Below are 16,454 nucleotides of genomic sequence, written 5' to 3'. Positions count from 1 at the left end.
GCTAATGAAGGATATCAGTAAGGTAATTTAACTATCGATTTTGGAAAAAACAAGTTATACCCGTCATACTTCAAATTGCATGTGCGTTGGCTGCTTTCCTGCAACTCGAATTATTTAGGGTACATACCCACCATCTTTCAAGTTGCGGGCATGCTGGTGACTCTCATTACTCAGCCTACTTCTGAATCTCATGTCTATAAAACCACTATGATTTGATATTTATCAGTTAAATATCAATTGGATGGAAATTTCAGTCTCTTTTTATTGGTTTTGTATTAATCAACCATATGCCCAGTAAAATAAAGCCCGCACCCAATGTCTTCAGTAAAGTTGCAGACTCACTAAACCATGGGAGTGATACAGCGCCTAAATAAACCAATGCATAACTGAGGCTTAATAGTGGATATGCACGATTGAGCGGTAAATATCTTAGTGCAAAGAACCAACACAACATTGATAAAGCATATCCCGCCAGCCCGCAAATAACGGCGAGTAATTGTGTCAGGTGATTGAATAAGAATTGCCCATTAATATCGGCTAACGACATTAATGGCGTATTCATCATGCCCCATTTCAATATTAATTGTGCAGCCGTCACCAGCAGTACACTTCCGATTCCCCAGCCATACCCTTTCATAACTGCCAACTAATTAAAAGAATACCAAACATAATGGAAGCGACCCCCAACCAATGGCGAGAAGTCGCTTTCTCGCCATAAAACAGTTGAGCGGCCAAGGTGACTAACACGAAATTAAAACTGAGAATTGGATACGCCACACTCAGAGGTAAATGTTGCAGTAAACGTAACCACAGCAACATCCCCAAACCGAGTAAAAACACGGCACTAACCAGCCAGCGCAATACCGGGGCCAGCCGCTTTTCTTGCGGCAAGGCCCAACATTGCGCTGCTTGTTTCTGACACAACTGCCCCGCACAGGTCAATAAACTGACCATTATCAATAACAGGTAGTTGGTCATGGTGTTTTCTTGTACCACAAAAGGACTAAGCGATTCATCAGGTTAACTTTATCCGCTGCAGGTAAAGTATCCGGTATTTTCTCATCGCGGGATAATTGAACCACCAGTGAAACATCACCTAGCTTACGAGCCTCAGCTAGCCAATCGTTGAAATTTCGGCCATTGATATAGTGACTTTCACTGTCAGCATAATTCAGCCCATAAGCCAATTCGCCCTTTTCGCTAAACATCAAAATATCGCTGCGTTTTAGCTCCCAAGCAAGCCCAGCCGCGACACCCACACTGTCAGTGGCCACATAACGGCTACTATTGAGTTCGACAAAATTACTCCGAATGAAGTTCTGCGGCTGTTTGGAATCAATGACCTGTTGTGGGATCAGATAACCTACCAGCACTATAAACAGCAATGGGCAAGCCGCAGCCCAGCGCCAATGGCGCGCATTATTACGCAGAGTAACAAAACCGACTATCCCCCATCCGGCAAAGGCAATTGTCGCCAGTACGACTTTTTGATGTTCATGAGGTTCATATGCCACCAGATGAGCCACCAGCCCCATACCAATAATCAAGATAGCCACTGCACAAATAAGCCCAAAGCCGAGGTTTATCGCAGCATTAATCTTTAATGCCCGCATGCGCATCTTCTCAGCACAATCAGTAGCATAAGCGGCCATCAATAAAGATAATGGTGCCATACAGGGCAAAATATAAGTCGGAAGTTTCCCTTTAGCCACACTGAAAAATAGCAACGGCATTAATACCCAACTGAGTAAAAAGAATAGCTCCGGCCGTGCAACCCGTTCGCGCCACCCTTTCAGTAAGGCTCCAGGTAATAACCCCAACCAAGGCAAAACCCCCAGACACAGAATAGGTAAATAATACCAAATGGGGGCTTTATGCTGAGCGTCTTTCTCTGCAAAGCGCTGAATATGTTCGACCCAGAAAAAATAGCGCCAAAAATCAGGCTCGCGTTGAGCAATAGCTAATGCCCACGGCAAGCTCAATATTACCGCACCCACGATGGCTATCGGACCAAAAACAATCAGCTCTTTTACTCTTTTTTGCTGTATGACAATCGGCAATACCGAGATGACCGGCACTGCCAATGCCAGAAACCCCTTAGTCATGAAGCCCATACCGCAAGCCAAACCAAGGAGGAGATAAGCTCCTGCTTTTTGTTTTGCGGTTTCTGCTCGCAGCGTGAGATAAAAACAAACCATCGATGCAGTGAGCCATAATGAAATCATCGGATCCAGTACGGCATAAGAACCAATACTAAATACCAACAGCATGGAAAGGTAAATTAATGCCGCTAAAAACGATGTGGAGCGGTTACGCCATAATAACGTTGCCAACCAATAAACCAGGACGGCACTCAGGGCAGTACTAAATATTGAACCGAATCGTACGGCAAAATTTGTATCACCAAAGATCCACTGGCTAATATTATTGAACCAATATCCCGCGATAGGTTTTTCAAAATAACGAATTCCCAGTAAATGCGGTACCACCCAGTCGCCACGCTGTAACATTTCGCGGCTTATTTCAGCATAACGTGTTTCATCAGGCTGCCATAATAAACGGCTATTAATCGGCAATAGATAAACCAAAGCAAAAAACAATGCCAGCAGCGCAGCGCCACTTCCTTTTAACAGCCTCATTGCACATCCTTTATATCTGACTGACACCCTAGCCACCCCTCTCGCCCTGGAAAAGCAGCTCGTACAACTTTCCCTACGGGGAGTGAATCCAGATTTTCGGGTAATAGTGAACTCAGAGCACAAAATTGAATACCGCGCTCCTGCGCCGTCATCAATAATTGTTCGAACATCAATGCCTGTGACATCCCTTCGACTTCAGCATGAATGGTGTAAACCGGCACACCGCTATCATGTGAAATGGCATTCATAATGAAATCATTAAAGTCTTCGGCCCGAACCTCACTGCCCACCACTTCATCGTAAGTGGGTAAAGTGACGGGAATTTGTACAGTACCCAAGCGGCCATCAGGCAACAATGGGCGGAAAGGATGAGTACCACGGCAATCACTGTTGTAGCTGAATGAGAACAACTGTTTTACTGCCAAAACACGTTCATCGGCACGCCAACCCGCCGCCGCAGAACAGGTGACCGGTTGCTGAATGCTTTCTTGTAATGCATCAACGCCCCATTGCACCTGCGCAGTTAATTGCTGTTCTGACCAAGAGGCGACTTTAGCTTGCCAACCTTGATGGTCCCAAGCATGTAAGCCAACTTCGTGCCCCGCCTGTAAAGTCTCTTTCATCAACGGGCCGAAATCTTTAGCGATTTGCTTACCCGGCCAGGCCGTTCCGGCCAGCAAGATATCCCAGCCATAAAGCGAGGCAGCATTAGAACGCAGCATTTTCCACAGGAAACGGGGGCGGAAAAGGCGCCATAAATGGCGCCCCATATTATCCGGCCCAACACTGAAAAAAAAGCTGGCACTAATATCATATTTTTCCAGTACAGCAAGTAATGATGGCACACCTTCCTTCGTCCCACGGTAGGTATCTACATCAATCCTCAGGCCAACTTGCTTCATACCTGATGTTCATCCTTCGAGGTTTTGTTTTGCTCAATAGCATTTTTCTCATTAACACTCTGCTCAATAACACTCTGCTCAATAACAACACCACGCAGGAAGAAGTCCAAAGTTTCCGTGACGGTTTGTTGCAAAGTAATTTCTGGTTGCCATTGTAATATACGCCGCGCATTACGAATACTTGGCGTGCGATGTTCTACGTCCTGATAGCCTTTCCCATAATATGCGCTGCTTTCGATATCTTTAAAGCCCGCAAACGGCGGGAATTTATCGCGTAATTCGTGTTGTTCGAAACTGCTTAATAACATTTCCGCCAATTCACGAATACTGGCTTCATTGGTTGGGTTCCCGATATTGATTATCTGTCCATCACAGGCACCATCACGATTCTCAATAATACGGAATAATGCTTCAATACCATCATGAATATCTGTAAAGCAACGCTTTTGCTCCCCACCATCGACAAGTTTAATTGGCGAGCCTTCGACCAGATTTAAAATAAGCTGCGTAATGGCGCGGGAACTGCCAATGCGGGCGGCATCAAGATTATCCAAACGCGGCCCCATCCAGTTGAATGGACGGAACAGGGTAAATTTCAAATTTTCTTTCGCGCCGTAAGCCCAGATAACACGGTCTAACAGTTGTTTGGAAACCGAGTAAATCCAACGCTGTTTATTAATCGGCCCAACAATCAGTCGTGAACTGTCTTCATCGAATTCTTTATCATCACACATGCCATACACTTCGGAGGTGGATGGGAAGACAATACGTTTATTGTATTTAACACAATCACGAACGATTTTTAGGTTTTCTTCAAAATCTAATTCGAAAACACGCAACGGATTACGGGTATATTCAATAGGGGTCGCAATCGCTACCAAAGGCAAAATAACGTCACATTTTTTAATGTGATATTCAATCCATTCGGAATGAATACTAATGTCACCCTCAACAAAATGGAAATTCGGGTTGTCCAGGAAACGACTGATGGCATCAGAACCAATATCTAAGCCATAAACTTCGTAGCGGTCATCACGCAACAAACGCTCAGTTAGATGGTTACCAATGAAGCCATTGACGCCCAATATCAATACGCGGGTACGTCTTTTCAGGATTTTACTTGGCTTGTTACCGAGACGGACGTCAGTGACAATCCCCATCTCTTGGGCCAAACGGTGCCCCTGAACATATAACCCGTCCTCCCCCTGACCCGTCATAATTTCCAGCGCGCCTTCACCACAAGCGACAACTAATGGAGAGGTTGACAGCACGGTACCAGCTTGCTTGCCATGAACAATATTGAGTGGACGTGCGCGCCAGACGATCAATTTGCGTTGCCCAAGATAACTGAACGCACCGGGGTAAGGTTCGGTCACTGCGCGCACCAGATTATTGATTTCTGATGCTGATTTTTGCCAATAAATTTCGCCATCATCTGCCGTACGGCGGCCAAAATAGCTGGCTCCGGCTTCTTTTTGGGGTACCAGAGGTAATGACGCACTTTTCATTTTAGGCAATAGGTCATGCAGCAATTCTTGGGCGGCATCACGTATTTTTGCATGTAGCGTTAAGGCAGTATCTGTCTCACTAATGATGACTTTATGCTGACCGACAATCGGGCCTGCATCGGCTTTATTCACCATCTGGTGTAAAGTCACACCGGTTTCTGTCTCACCATTGACCAACACCCAGTTAATCGGCGCTCGCCCACGGTATTTCGGTAATAAAGAGCCATGTAAATTAAAACCACCACGGGGTGCCGATGACAAAATGTCATCACTGAGCATATTGCGGTAGTAGAAAGAGAAAATGATATCAGGCTGTAATTGCTTAATACGTTCAACCCACAGCGGATGGTTAACATCTTCTGGTGCAAATACCGGTAGCTCTAGATCTGCGGCCACTTTGGCGACAGAAGAGAAAAAGCGATTCTCGCCAGGAGAGTCAGTATGGGTAAAGACCGCCTGAATATCGTAACCGGCTTCAACAAGGGCTTTCAGGCCGACACAGCCAATATCATGATAGGCAAAGACAATCGCTTTCATTTTTCTACTTCCTGATTATTTTCGGTCTGCTCAGCGCTGACCACTTTCTGTATGAAATAACGCGGGCGCGCACGCACATCGTTATAAATACGACCGATATATTCACCGAGTAATCCCATACCAACAAATTGGGCACCAATGAACATAAACAACACGGCAAACAGCGTAAATACGCCGCCGCCTGCCCATTCAGGGCCAAATACCAAACGTAAAACCACTAACAACACGGCGAGAGTGAAACCAGAAAGTGCAATAACACTGCCTACCAGACTTAATAAGCGTAATGGCGTTGTTGTCAGGCAAGTAATCAAGTCATACATCAGATTAATGAGTTTCATCAGGCTATATTTAGAATCGCCAAACTCACGTTCTGCATGATGCACAGTAATCTCAGTCGTGCGGCGGGCAAATGTGTTTGCCAGAATAGGAATGAAGGTACTGCGTTCGTGACAGTGTAACATTGCTTCAATGATATGACGGCGATAAGCACGTAACATGCAGCCATAATCACCCATGGATTTCCCCGTGGCGCGTTGAATCATCATATTAATCATGCGGGAAGCCGTCTTGCGAAACAAAGAATCCTGACGGTTCGCACGCACAGTGCCCACGACGTCATAACCCTCTTCAGCGACACTCACCAGCCGAGGGATCTCTTCCGGCGGATTTTGCAAGTCAGCATCAAGTGTAATGACCAAGTCGCCGCTGACCTGATTGAACCCCGCCATAATGGCGGAATGTTGTCCATAATTACGATTGAGTAAAACGGCAATGATATGGCTCTCTGGCTCATTCGCCGCTGCCGTCAAAAGCTCGGCGGAATTGTCACTACTGCCATCATCAACCAGAATAATTTCATAGGGTTGCGTTAGTAACTTACAGGCAGCCAACGTCCTTTCTATTAATGCTGGTAGACTCTCTTGCTCGTTATAAACAGGGATAACGATTGAGACTTTCTTGATTTCTTTACATTCAGACACGGTGCGGCCCTATAATTGTTGCCAATGCATCAACCACCCGATCAACATCGCTGTCTAGCATGTCGGGGAAAAGGGGCAATGTGCATAATCTGGCAGAATTCCACTCAGTATTTGGTAAGTTAAGGCGCGGATAACGCTCGCGATAATATTTCTGGGTATGCGCCGCACGAAAATGCAACCCTGTGCCTATCCCTGCATCTTTCAGACGCGCCATCAGTAAATCCCGGTCAATGCCACAACGTTCCTCATCAACTCGCACCATAAAAAGATGCCAGGCATGTTGATGGGCATAATGCGGAACAGCTAAAGGTTGCAAAGGAGAATTAGCTAATGCCGCATGATAACGAGCGACTAGCTCTTGCCGGCGGGCGTTGATTTCAGGTAAACGCCCAAGTTGAACCACTGCAATAGCGGCGTGAATATCCGATAAGTTGTATTTATATCCCGGCTCAACAACCTCAGCCTGCGGACTGCGGCCTTGGATTTGGCGGTCAAAGGCATCAACTCCTAAGCCATGAAACTTGAGTCGGCGCACTCTGGCTGCCAATTCATCATCGTCAGTGGCAATTAAACCACCCTCAGCACAAGTGATATTTTTGATAGCGTGGAAAGAAAAGATAGCGGTACCTTTCTCACCAACCCATTGATCTTTATAACGCGTACCAACAGCATGAGCCGCATCTTCAATTAATGGGATTCCGTATTGCTGGGCTATCAGACGCAAAGCATCAAGATCACAAGGTGCCCCTGCATAATGAACGGGAATAATGGCTTTGGTTTTCGGTGTGATCGCGGCTTCAATATCCGCAGCATTCACCATTAAGGTGTCGCGGTCGATATCAACCATTACCGGTTCAGCGCCCAGCAGCACAATCATATTAAGGGTTGAGACCCACGTCTGAGATGGCGTAATGACCTCATCACCAGGGCCAATCCCTAGCGCCATTAGCGTAATATGCATACCTGCCGTAGCAGAACAGACAGCAACTGCATGTTTGCAACCCAATGCGCTACAAAAATCAGTTTCCAACTGTTGGTTCTGAGGGCCTGTGGTTATCCAACCGGAGCCTAGCACTTTTACTACCGCATTAATTTCGTCCGAACCAATCGCCGGACGAGAAAAAGGCAAAAAATTCTGCATTGAGAAATCCCTAGGATACTTGGCACTTTGGGGAACTATATGCCCCTATAAGTTAACGGAAACTAAACACTACTCAGATAGATACATGCTTGGCTGAACATGAAGTTTAGTTTATTAACCTTAAATAAACCTTAAGATAGGATTTTTTTGCGGTAGTATTTGACGTGATTATTTTAAGTTGAATTATTCATTTTTTCAGAAAAATCAATCTAATGAAAAAGATATCCTGACGCGGTTGAGACCACGATTAATTATCTTTATCAGAAAGGAAGTATCGAAATCGAAACGACAGATACCGGCCGGTTGTTGGCGGATATAATCTAATAATAATCAACAAATTTTACGATTGAAAACTTTTGGTAATGATCCAACTCTGTTGATTAAAACTGTGTATTTGGAAATCGACCTCAAATACTTCAGAGAGAATATGAGTTTCCATCACCTGATGAGTCCCACCTTGGGCCAGCACATGACCACGTGCCATTAACCAAACCTGGTCAGCCTGTTGTAAGGTGTGATTAAGATCATGGGCGCTGATTATTGCGCTGCGGCCAGCAGAACAGAACTCGCGTAGCAAACTATCCAATGCCACTTTTTGCGCGACATCAAGACCGGTGTACGGCTCATCAAGTAACAGCAATTTACTATCAGGATTAATATCTGGCCAAGCTTGCAAAAAAACCGCCGCTAAACGAACCCGCTGCCACTCTCCGCCAGAAAGTTGTGACAACATGCGAGATAACTTGTCGGTTAATCGTAATTTCTCACAGAGATAACCAATAGTAGCCGCAATGGCATCCTGAGGAACACCTGCCGGTTGATAAAGAGAAAGGTATTGAAAAACCGGCATCATTGTCAGAGCCGATTGTTGTTGAGATAAATAAGCCCGAAAACGAGCCAAGTCATGCCCTAAATAACGGGATAATGATTTCCCCGCGAGGGTAATATCCCCTTCCGAGGGCAATAATCCCGCTAAAGCAGTGAGTAACGTACTTTTCCCTGCCCCATTCGGGCCTATCACATGAATTTGCAACCCAGCAGCGACTTGCGTAGAAAAAGGAGCAAGACGGGTATCTACACTGACATTACTGAGTTGCAATAACATAAAAATAACTTTTTCATCCGTAAATTAGTGAGCCGCTAAGGCCCGAGTAATAGCATTGATCAAAATCGGGTCTTCTGGTGTCATATCGGGAGCAAAACGCTCAAGAACCACACCCTCTCGGCTAATCAGGAATTTTTCAAAATTCCATAAAATATCGCCAACCTGCTTTGGTTCACGCCCTTTACTCGCTAAGCGCTGATAGAATTCACTGCCTTCAGGTTTTACAGCAACAGGTTTAGCTGCGATCAATTGCTGGTATAAAGGATGGCGTTGTGAGCCATTGACTTCAATTTTGCTAAACATCGGGAAATCAACACCAAAAGTACCGCGGCAGAATGCCTGAATTTCCTCGTTGCTGCCCGGCTCTTGCCCCGCAAACTCATTACTAGGAAATCCTAATACCTCAAAACCCTGCTGCTGATAAGTTTTGTACAGATTTTCCAAACCTTCATACTGCTTGGTTAAACCGCATTGGGAAGCGACATTGACCACCAGCAAAACCGAACCTTTATACTTTTCCAGCTTAACTGATTGGTTTTCAATTGTTTTTACTGGGATGGAATAAATTGAATCATTCATCAGGAGGAATCCTTATTCAGCGATGATAAACCTACCGGAACATAAGCCCATGTAAGGCTGATCACTTTACACGGTTCACTCGTGTCAGCAACCAGATAAATAATGGCGCGCCTAAGGTTGCCGTTACCACACCAATCGGCAATTCTGCCGAGAATAAGGCGATTCGCGCCACGACATCGGCTAATAACAATATTCCGCCCCCCGCCAAGGCACATCCAGCCAATAACCGGCGCTGATCCGTTAACCCCGTCAGCCGTAAGATATGTGGAATGACCAGGCCAATAAAGCTGATCACTCCCGCCAGGGCAACACTAATACCCACCAGTAGACCAATCGCGAGAACCAATAAGTTCCGCCATAGATGGAGAGAAACCCCCAATTGTCGGGCTTGTTGTTCACCGAGAGACATAAAATTAAGTACATGACCTTGGCAACAGAGCCAAATAACAACAGGTAGCAATGCGAGCACTAGCCCTTGTTGCCGCCAGTCAATACCGCTAAATCCGCCCATCATCCAATACATTAATTGGCGTAAATCCAAGCTGGTGCTGAAATAAACTGCCCACGTCATAATGGCGCTACAAACAATTCCCAAAGCAACCCCAACCAACAACAATCGAGCATTGGTTAATAAGCGTCGGCGGGCAAAAGCCAGCAGAAGCACCGTCATCAATAAGGCTCCCGCAATAGCACAAGCACTTAAAAACCAGATAGGCAGCAACCCGTGCCCCAATAAAACAGCCATTACCAGCGCAACACCAGCGCCGTTTGCCACCCCTAATAAGCCCGGTTCTGCTAATGGATTCTCAAACAATGCCTGCATGACGGCGCCAGATACGGCAAGACTCGCCCCTACCATCATCACTGCCAATGCTCGAGGCAAACGTAACTGCCAGACGAATAATTGCCCGGTTTCGCTGAACCACTGAGTGGGCCAAATCCAAATATCACCGACACATAAACTAATGAAAAACGCCAAAAACACTATGACAACCAGCACGTTGAGATAAAGGTGATCACGTTGTTGTTGTCGTTGTTGAAGTGCGGTAAATAACTGACTGGTCTGCATGACATCCTCGGCCATTGCCTCAGGATCTACCTGAAGATATCTGATAAGTATCAGGGGCTATTATTGATTGCTAAGTAATGATAGTAAGAGGTTCAGGGGATAAGAGGAAGTTTTGCATGAAGAAGTTGATTTTTTATTGAGAGAAAACGCCAGCGTTGCCCCTAATATCAGAGGCAACGTGAGCGCTATCTGTTATTTATTATCCGCGATAACCATTACTTTGCGGGGGCTTGACCTGCTGACCGCCATGACGACCATTATTATTCTGACTCCCTGGGCTATTTGACTCTCCCGGTTTGCCGGGGTTGCCCACACTATGATTATTACCCAGTTGACCAGGCCCATTATTTTCATTGTGCTGTGATTGATTACCACGAGAATCACGCCCACTGTTCCTTTCACTAGGTTCCGGCCCACGGAATGGATTATGACCATCATGTTCAGAGGGGCGCTGCCAACGCCCACCATCCCAATAATAACCGCGTTCACTACGGTCACCGATATGTCCATCACGGTGCTCGTGCCACCATTGTGGTGGACGCCAATCATAACCATCCCAGTAATAGCCTCGGTTATCTTGGTCACCTAAATGTAAGCTGACTCCGGGTATATTGATGTCCAGCGACACATCAGCCTGCGCGATCAATGGCATTAATGATAGGATGCCTAGTAACAGCAGATATCTTTTCATATTAATCCGAATGTATTATTTAACATTGATAATTTTATATCAGTGAAAATAATGTCTATCTATCGGATAACTTCCCATTTTCAATTTCATTGCATATTGCTAACGGAATCCATACACTCATTTCAGATTATCTATTTTAATCTACTACTATTCTCGGCATCATTTAACATGCCGTTTATAGTTACTGGTTTGATATTTAATCATCATTGTAAATATTTTCAATCACCAGTTTAAATAGTGGCTATTTTGCTATTTACACATTGTAAATCTAAGCCAAAAGATGTAATTCAGTCGGGCTGGTAGCAACGGTGTTGGCAACTATCCAGAATAATCCTGTGTGTGCCATGAACTGACTGAATATAAAATATTAATGAAAAGCCTTGGGAGACTTTTCATTAATAAGCATCTGCAAAAACGTTAATTACCACATCAAATCATCTGGTACTTTAAAGTCAGCATACGGATCTTCTCCATCTTGCTCTTCCTGACTCAGCGCACTATTTAATACAATACTGCTCGCATCTCGCTGCGCAATTTTATCGGCTACGCTCGCAGGGATAATAGCGTATTCACTCTCTCCACTGTTATCAACAACCAAACGAGCAATGGCGAGACGGCCACTAATCAACTGAGTTTGAGTAAGCTTATCCACAACTATTTTTTTAATTAAATTATTATCTGTGAAGTTAAAACCAATATTGCCTTTTGAAAGACTGATTTTGTTCATTTCAATCAACTGCTTCACTTGAGCTTTATATTCTTTAGATAAAGCAGCTTGTTTTTGTTGTTCGCTTAGCTGTTTATCGCGCTCCAGTTGTGCTTTCTTATTTTCTTCCACAATCTCTCTTGCCTCACGCGCTTGAACTCGTGATTTTTTAGCCGTCCTTTGGACTTTAGCCATTTTTTTGCTGGTTACTAATCCAGCCTTTAACATCTGTTCTTGTAAGGTTAGTTTTGTCATCTTCGCTTCTAAACCAGTTGAATAATTTGTGGGATTATACCTGTAATTTTTGAGTCTGTACCAGGTTGCTAGACCTGATCACTGTGTCGCCTGAGTTTAAGGGGCTATAAAGGCTGGGGTTTTGCAGTGTCAGAATGTTGCTGTCGTTCATCCAATGTCATTTCAAATCAACTTTATTGGTTTTTGAGCTTCTACCTCAATTAAAGCAGACACTCGCATTAGGGAAGATAGCCCTAATTTGCGATTAGGATGTGGCTATTTTTAAAAAGTTAATGAATTTCAATAATTTACTGATAAGAAAAAGGCCGCTTGCGCGGCCTTTTGTTTCGGGAAAAAAATTCACTCTTTCGGAGTGGCACTCTCTACCCGGCTTTTTAACTTTTGCCCTGGACGGAAAGTCACCACACGGCGCGCCGTAATAGGGATATCCTCACCCGTCTTCGGATTACGGCCCGGACGTTGGTTCTTGTCTCGCAGATCAAAATTGCCAAAGCCAGACAGTTTGACCTGTTCGCCATTCTCAAGAGCACGACGTACTTCTTCAAAGAATAACTCAACTAGATCTTTTGCATCACGTTTGCTAAGCCCTAGCTTCTCAAACAGATGTTCTGACATTTCAGCTTTAGTAAGCGCCATAGGTTCAATCCCTCAAGGATGCTTGGAATCGCTGTTTTAACGCCTCTACACATCTTGCGACAGTAGCGGCGATCTCCTCTTCTTCCAGTGTACGGGCGGTATCCTGCAACACCAGACTAATAGCCAGACTCTTATAACCTTCTGCTACGCCCTTGCCACGGTACACATCAAACAAGTTTACGCCAACTACCTGATTTGCGCCAACTTTCTTACACTCCGCCAAAATATCTTCTGCGGGAACGTTTTCAGCCACGACAACAGCGATATCACGACGGTTTGCTGGGAAGCGCGAAATCTCGCTGGCGTGAGGCACAGCGCGGTCTGCAAGCTTGTTCCACTGCACTTCAAACACCACAGTGCGGCCATTTAAATCCAGCTTACGTTCCAGTTCAGGATGAACTACACCAATGAAACCAATGTGTTCCCCTGATAAATAAATTGCAGCGCTCTGCCCTGGATGCAGTGCAGAATGCGTTTCGGCACGGAACTGAACATCCGATAATTTGCCAGTAAGTTCCAGAATTGCTTCCAAATCGCCCTTCAAATCATAGAAGTCGATTGGCTGACGTGCCAAATCCCAGTGTTCATCATAACGGTGACCGGTAATGACAGCAGCCAGCATTACCTCCTGCCGAACACCAAGATCTGCTTTACTATCAGGCACAAAGCGCAAACCGCTTTCAAATAAACGCAAACGAGATTGCTGGCGATTCTGGTTATATACCACCGCTGACAGTAAACCTGTCAACAATGACAACCGCATTGCAGACATCTCAATGGATATTGGGCTGGGTAAGATGAGTGCATCTTGCTGTGGGTGCAGCAATGCCTGTATTTTGGGGTCAACAAAACTGTAAGTAATTGCTTCTTGATAGCCGCGATCGACTAAAGCGGTCTTAACTCGCTTCAGTGACAAGTTGGCTTCGCGGTGTTTCGTCATCACCAAATCAGCCTTAATAGGCACGTCTGGAATATTGTTATACCCGTAGATACGCGCAACTTCTTCCACTAAATCTTCTTCGATTTCCATATCGAAACGCCAGCTTGGTGCGACTGCCTGCCAGTCAGAACCTACTTCAGTCACCTGACAGCCGAGACGGCGCAGAATATCGCTGACCTGTTCAGAAGGCACATGGTGACCAATCAGGCGATCCAGTTTCTCGCGGCGCAAGGTGATAGTGGCGCGTTTGGGTAATTCTGCCGGAGCAGTCACATCAATCACCGGGCCTGCTTCACCACCGCAGATATCAATCAGCAGCCGTGTAGCTCGTTCAATCGCTTTATGTTGCAGCGCCGGATCCACACCACGCTCATAACGATGAGAAGCATCTGTGTGTAAACCATGACGACGCGCGCGACCCGTAATTGAAAGTGGGTTGAAGAAAGCAGATTCCAACAGCACGTTGCGCGTTTCTTCATTAACCCCTGAATGCTCTCCGCCAAAAATGCCCGCCATCGCCAACGGCTTCTGTTGATCAGCAATAACCAGAGTGTCTGCATTCAGTTTGACTGCGGTGCCATCTAATAAGGTTAATTCTTCACCTTCAGCCGCCAGGCGAACAATAATCTCAGCGTCGATACGGTCTAAGTCAAACGCATGCATCGGTTGGCCTAACTCTAACAAGACAAAGTTAGTAATATCGACAACAGGATCAATTGAACGAATACCGCAGCGGCGTAATTTCTCGCGCATCCACAATGGGGTGGCGGCCTTAATATTTATGCCTTTCACCACGCGGCCCAAATAGCGTGGGCAAGCTTGTGGGGCATCAACGCGGATCGGGAAGCTGTCATTAATAGACGGCGCAACCGGGCTGATATCTGGCTCAGTGAGTGACAATTGATTCAACACCGCCACATCACGTGCTACACCGATAATACCCAGGCAATCTGCACGGTTAGGTGTGACACTGATTTCGATAGTTTTATCATCAAGTTTCAGATATTCACGCAGGTCAACGCCAATCGGTGCATCAGCAGGTAGCTCAATAATACCGTCATGATCTTCTGAAATAGCCAGTTCAGAGAAAGAGCACAACATACCTTCAGATGGCTCACCGCGTAATTTAGCCGCTTTAATCTTAAAATCACCCGGCAGTACAGCACCGACCGTTGCAACCGCAACTTTCAAACCCTGCCGGCAGTTAGGTGCACCACAAACGATGTCCAACAAGCGCTCACCGCCAACATCAATTTTGGTTACACGTAATTTATCTGCATTTGGATGCTGACCGCATTCCACAACGTGGCCGATAACAACACCATTGAATTCGCCTGCTACCGCATCTACGCCATCAACTTCCAAACCTGCCATGGTAATTTGATGGGCTAAATCATCACTGCTAATGGCTGAGTTTACCCATTCGCGTAACCAAAGTTCACTGAATTTCATGAGATATTCCCGCCTTACTTAAACTGTTTGAGGAAACGTAGATCATTTTCGAAGAATGCCCGCAAATCGGTGACACCGTAACGCAGCATCGTTAAGCGCTCCATTCCCATGCCAAATGCAAAGCCCGAATAAATTTCAGGATCAATACCTACGTTTCGTAATACATTGGGATGCACCATGCCGCAGCCCAATACTTCGAGCCATTTACCATTTTTCCCCATAACATCGACCTCAGCAGAAGGTTCAGTAAACGGGAAATAAGAGGGACGGAAGCGAATTTGCAAATCTTCTTCGAAGAAATTACGCAGGAAATCGTGCAGAGTGCCTTTCAGATTGGTGAAGCTGATATCACGGTCAACAATCAACCCTTCCATTTGATGGAACATCGGCGTGTGTGTTTGGTCGTAATCATTACGATAAACACGACCAGGCACGATAATCCGAATCGGGGGTTGCTGGCCTTGCATGGTACGAATCTGCACACCTGACGTCTGCGTGCGCAGCAATCGAGTGGCATCGAACCAAAACGTATCATGATCAGCACGAGCTGGGTGATGAGCCGGAATATTCAATGCATCGAAGTTATGATAGTCATCTTCGATTTCTGGGCCAGACTCTACAGAAAAACCCAACTCACCAAAGAAAGTTTCAATACGATCAATAGTACGAGTCACCGGATGCAACCCACCATTTTCCATACGACGCCCCGGTAAGGAGACATCAATGGTTTCGGCCGCCAATCGGGCATTCAGAACCGCTGATTCCAGCTTCTCCTTGCGAGCATTAAGCGCTTCTTGTACTTCTTGTTTAGCCTGATTAATGACGGCACCTGCTGCTGGACGTTCTTCAGCTGGTAGCTCGCGCAGCGATGTCATTTGAAGGGTCAAATGGCCTTTCTTGCCTAAATATTCGACGCGCACCAAATCCAACGCGGCAACATCCTGGGCATCTTCTACGGCTGCTTTAGCTTTGGCAACCAGCTCTGCGAGATGTGGCATTGTTTTCTCTTCCTCTGGCCGTATGGCCCGCTTGTAGTTATATCCTTTGTTCTTGAAGCTGCTGGGGTGTTAGCTACGCTCACTCACCCGAATCACTTACTTGTGTAAGCTCATCGGGATTCACTCGCTTGCTGCCTACCAGCAACGCCAATAACCTTGGCTATAGGTAATGAGTTAAAATCCGATAATTAAAATAAATTTTCACACAAAATCAGTAAGGTATCCCATCAGTGACACCTTTACTCACGTCACCATAAGTGCTGTAGAGTAAAAAAACAAAAAAGCCTCCACGATGGGAGGCTTCGGCGCTATTTTT

The 16,454-nt window shown here is 45.6% G+C and carries 15 protein-coding genes and 1 other annotated feature (1 of these 16 cut by a window edge); all 15 genes read right to left on the bottom strand.

Translation table 11 applies throughout. The features are described from left to right. Positions 1–250: 250 nt before the first annotated feature. The 15 genes from arnF to pheS all read right to left on the bottom strand — a co-directional run bounded on the left by arnF (position 251) and on the right by pheS (position 16,138). Positions 251–637, bottom strand: coding sequence for a 4-amino-4-deoxy-L-arabinose-phosphoundecaprenol flippase subunit ArnF (arnF, locus tag OVO64_RS02930; protein ID WP_038632597.1), 387 nt, complete (start codon positions 635–637; stop codon positions 251–253). Then, entirely contained in the window at positions 634–978 is a 345-nt protein-coding gene (gene arnE, locus OVO64_RS02925) for a 4-amino-4-deoxy-L-arabinose-phosphoundecaprenol flippase subunit ArnE (protein WP_038632595.1), read from the bottom strand. The genes arnF and arnE overlap by 4 nt, the downstream gene beginning before the upstream one ends. After that, on the bottom strand, positions 975–2,639 hold the full coding sequence (gene arnT, locus OVO64_RS02920) for a lipid IV(A) 4-amino-4-deoxy-L-arabinosyltransferase (protein ID WP_145509437.1): 1,665 nt from the start codon (positions 2,637–2,639) through the stop codon (positions 975–977). The genes arnE and arnT overlap by 4 nt, the downstream gene beginning before the upstream one ends. Next, complete coding sequence (gene arnD, locus OVO64_RS02915; RefSeq protein ID WP_038632591.1) at positions 2,636–3,541, bottom strand: 4-deoxy-4-formamido-L-arabinose-phosphoundecaprenol deformylase; 906 nt, start codon at positions 3,539–3,541, stop codon at positions 2,636–2,638. Before arnD ends, arnT begins: the two co-directional genes overlap by 4 nt. Beyond that, complete coding sequence (arnA, locus tag OVO64_RS02910; protein WP_050291671.1) at positions 3,538–5,586, bottom strand: bifunctional UDP-4-amino-4-deoxy-L-arabinose formyltransferase/UDP-glucuronic acid oxidase ArnA; 2,049 nt, start codon at positions 5,584–5,586, stop codon at positions 3,538–3,540. The genes arnD and arnA overlap by 4 nt, the downstream gene beginning before the upstream one ends. Next, positions 5,583–6,566, bottom strand: coding sequence for an undecaprenyl-phosphate 4-deoxy-4-formamido-L-arabinose transferase (gene arnC, locus OVO64_RS02905; RefSeq protein WP_038632587.1), 984 nt, complete (start codon positions 6,564–6,566; stop codon positions 5,583–5,585). Before arnC ends, arnA begins: the two co-directional genes overlap by 4 nt. Then, entirely contained in the window at positions 6,559–7,707 is a 1,149-nt protein-coding gene (gene arnB / locus OVO64_RS02900) for a UDP-4-amino-4-deoxy-L-arabinose aminotransferase (protein WP_038632585.1), read from the bottom strand. Before arnB ends, arnC begins: the two co-directional genes overlap by 8 nt. A 340-nt stretch (positions 7,708–8,047) precedes the next feature. Next, entirely contained in the window at positions 8,048–8,812 is a 765-nt protein-coding gene (btuD, locus tag OVO64_RS02895; RefSeq protein WP_038632583.1) for a vitamin B12 ABC transporter ATP-binding protein BtuD, read from the bottom strand. Between the two features lie 24 nt (positions 8,813–8,836). Further along, on the bottom strand, positions 8,837–9,391 hold the full coding sequence (locus tag OVO64_RS02890) for a glutathione peroxidase (protein ID WP_038632581.1): 555 nt from the start codon (positions 9,389–9,391) through the stop codon (positions 8,837–8,839). Positions 9,392–9,452: 61 nt separating this feature from the next. Then, complete coding sequence (gene btuC / locus OVO64_RS02885) at positions 9,453–10,460, bottom strand: vitamin B12 ABC transporter permease BtuC (protein ID WP_038639479.1); 1,008 nt, start codon at positions 10,458–10,460, stop codon at positions 9,453–9,455. Positions 10,461–10,659: 199 nt separating this feature from the next. After that, positions 10,660–11,151, bottom strand: coding sequence for a DUF2502 domain-containing protein (locus OVO64_RS02880; RefSeq protein WP_145585795.1), 492 nt, complete (start codon positions 11,149–11,151; stop codon positions 10,660–10,662). Between the two features lie 421 nt (positions 11,152–11,572). Beyond that, on the bottom strand, positions 11,573–12,112 hold the full coding sequence (locus tag OVO64_RS02875; RefSeq protein ID WP_038632579.1) for a DUF2058 domain-containing protein: 540 nt from the start codon (positions 12,110–12,112) through the stop codon (positions 11,573–11,575). Positions 12,113–12,451: 339 nt separating this feature from the next. After that, positions 12,452–12,748 (bottom strand): integration host factor subunit alpha, encoded by a 297-nt coding sequence (gene ihfA, locus OVO64_RS02870; RefSeq protein ID WP_002211830.1) that lies wholly within the window; start codon positions 12,746–12,748, stop codon positions 12,452–12,454. 4 nt (positions 12,749–12,752) lie between these two features. Further along, a complete protein-coding gene (gene pheT / locus OVO64_RS02865; RefSeq protein WP_267248609.1) occupies positions 12,753–15,140 on the bottom strand; it encodes a phenylalanine--tRNA ligase subunit beta in 2,388 nt (795 codons plus the stop codon). A 14-nt stretch (positions 15,141–15,154) separates the two neighbouring features. Beyond that, a complete protein-coding gene (pheS, locus tag OVO64_RS02860; RefSeq protein WP_004393358.1) occupies positions 15,155–16,138 on the bottom strand; it encodes a phenylalanine--tRNA ligase subunit alpha in 984 nt (327 codons plus the stop codon). A gap of 274 nt (positions 16,139–16,412) precedes the next feature. Beyond that, positions 16,413–16,454: a sequence feature (Phe leader region), on the bottom strand; it runs 81 nt beyond the window's last position.

Origin of the sequence: Yersinia sp. Marseille-Q5920 (assembly GCF_946902935.1) — a bacterium.
GTDB lineage: Bacteria > Pseudomonadota > Gammaproteobacteria > Enterobacterales > Enterobacteriaceae > Yersinia > Yersinia rochesterensis.
Note: the sequence above shows the minus strand (reverse complement) of the source record. Positions and strands in the feature narration are given on the sequence as shown.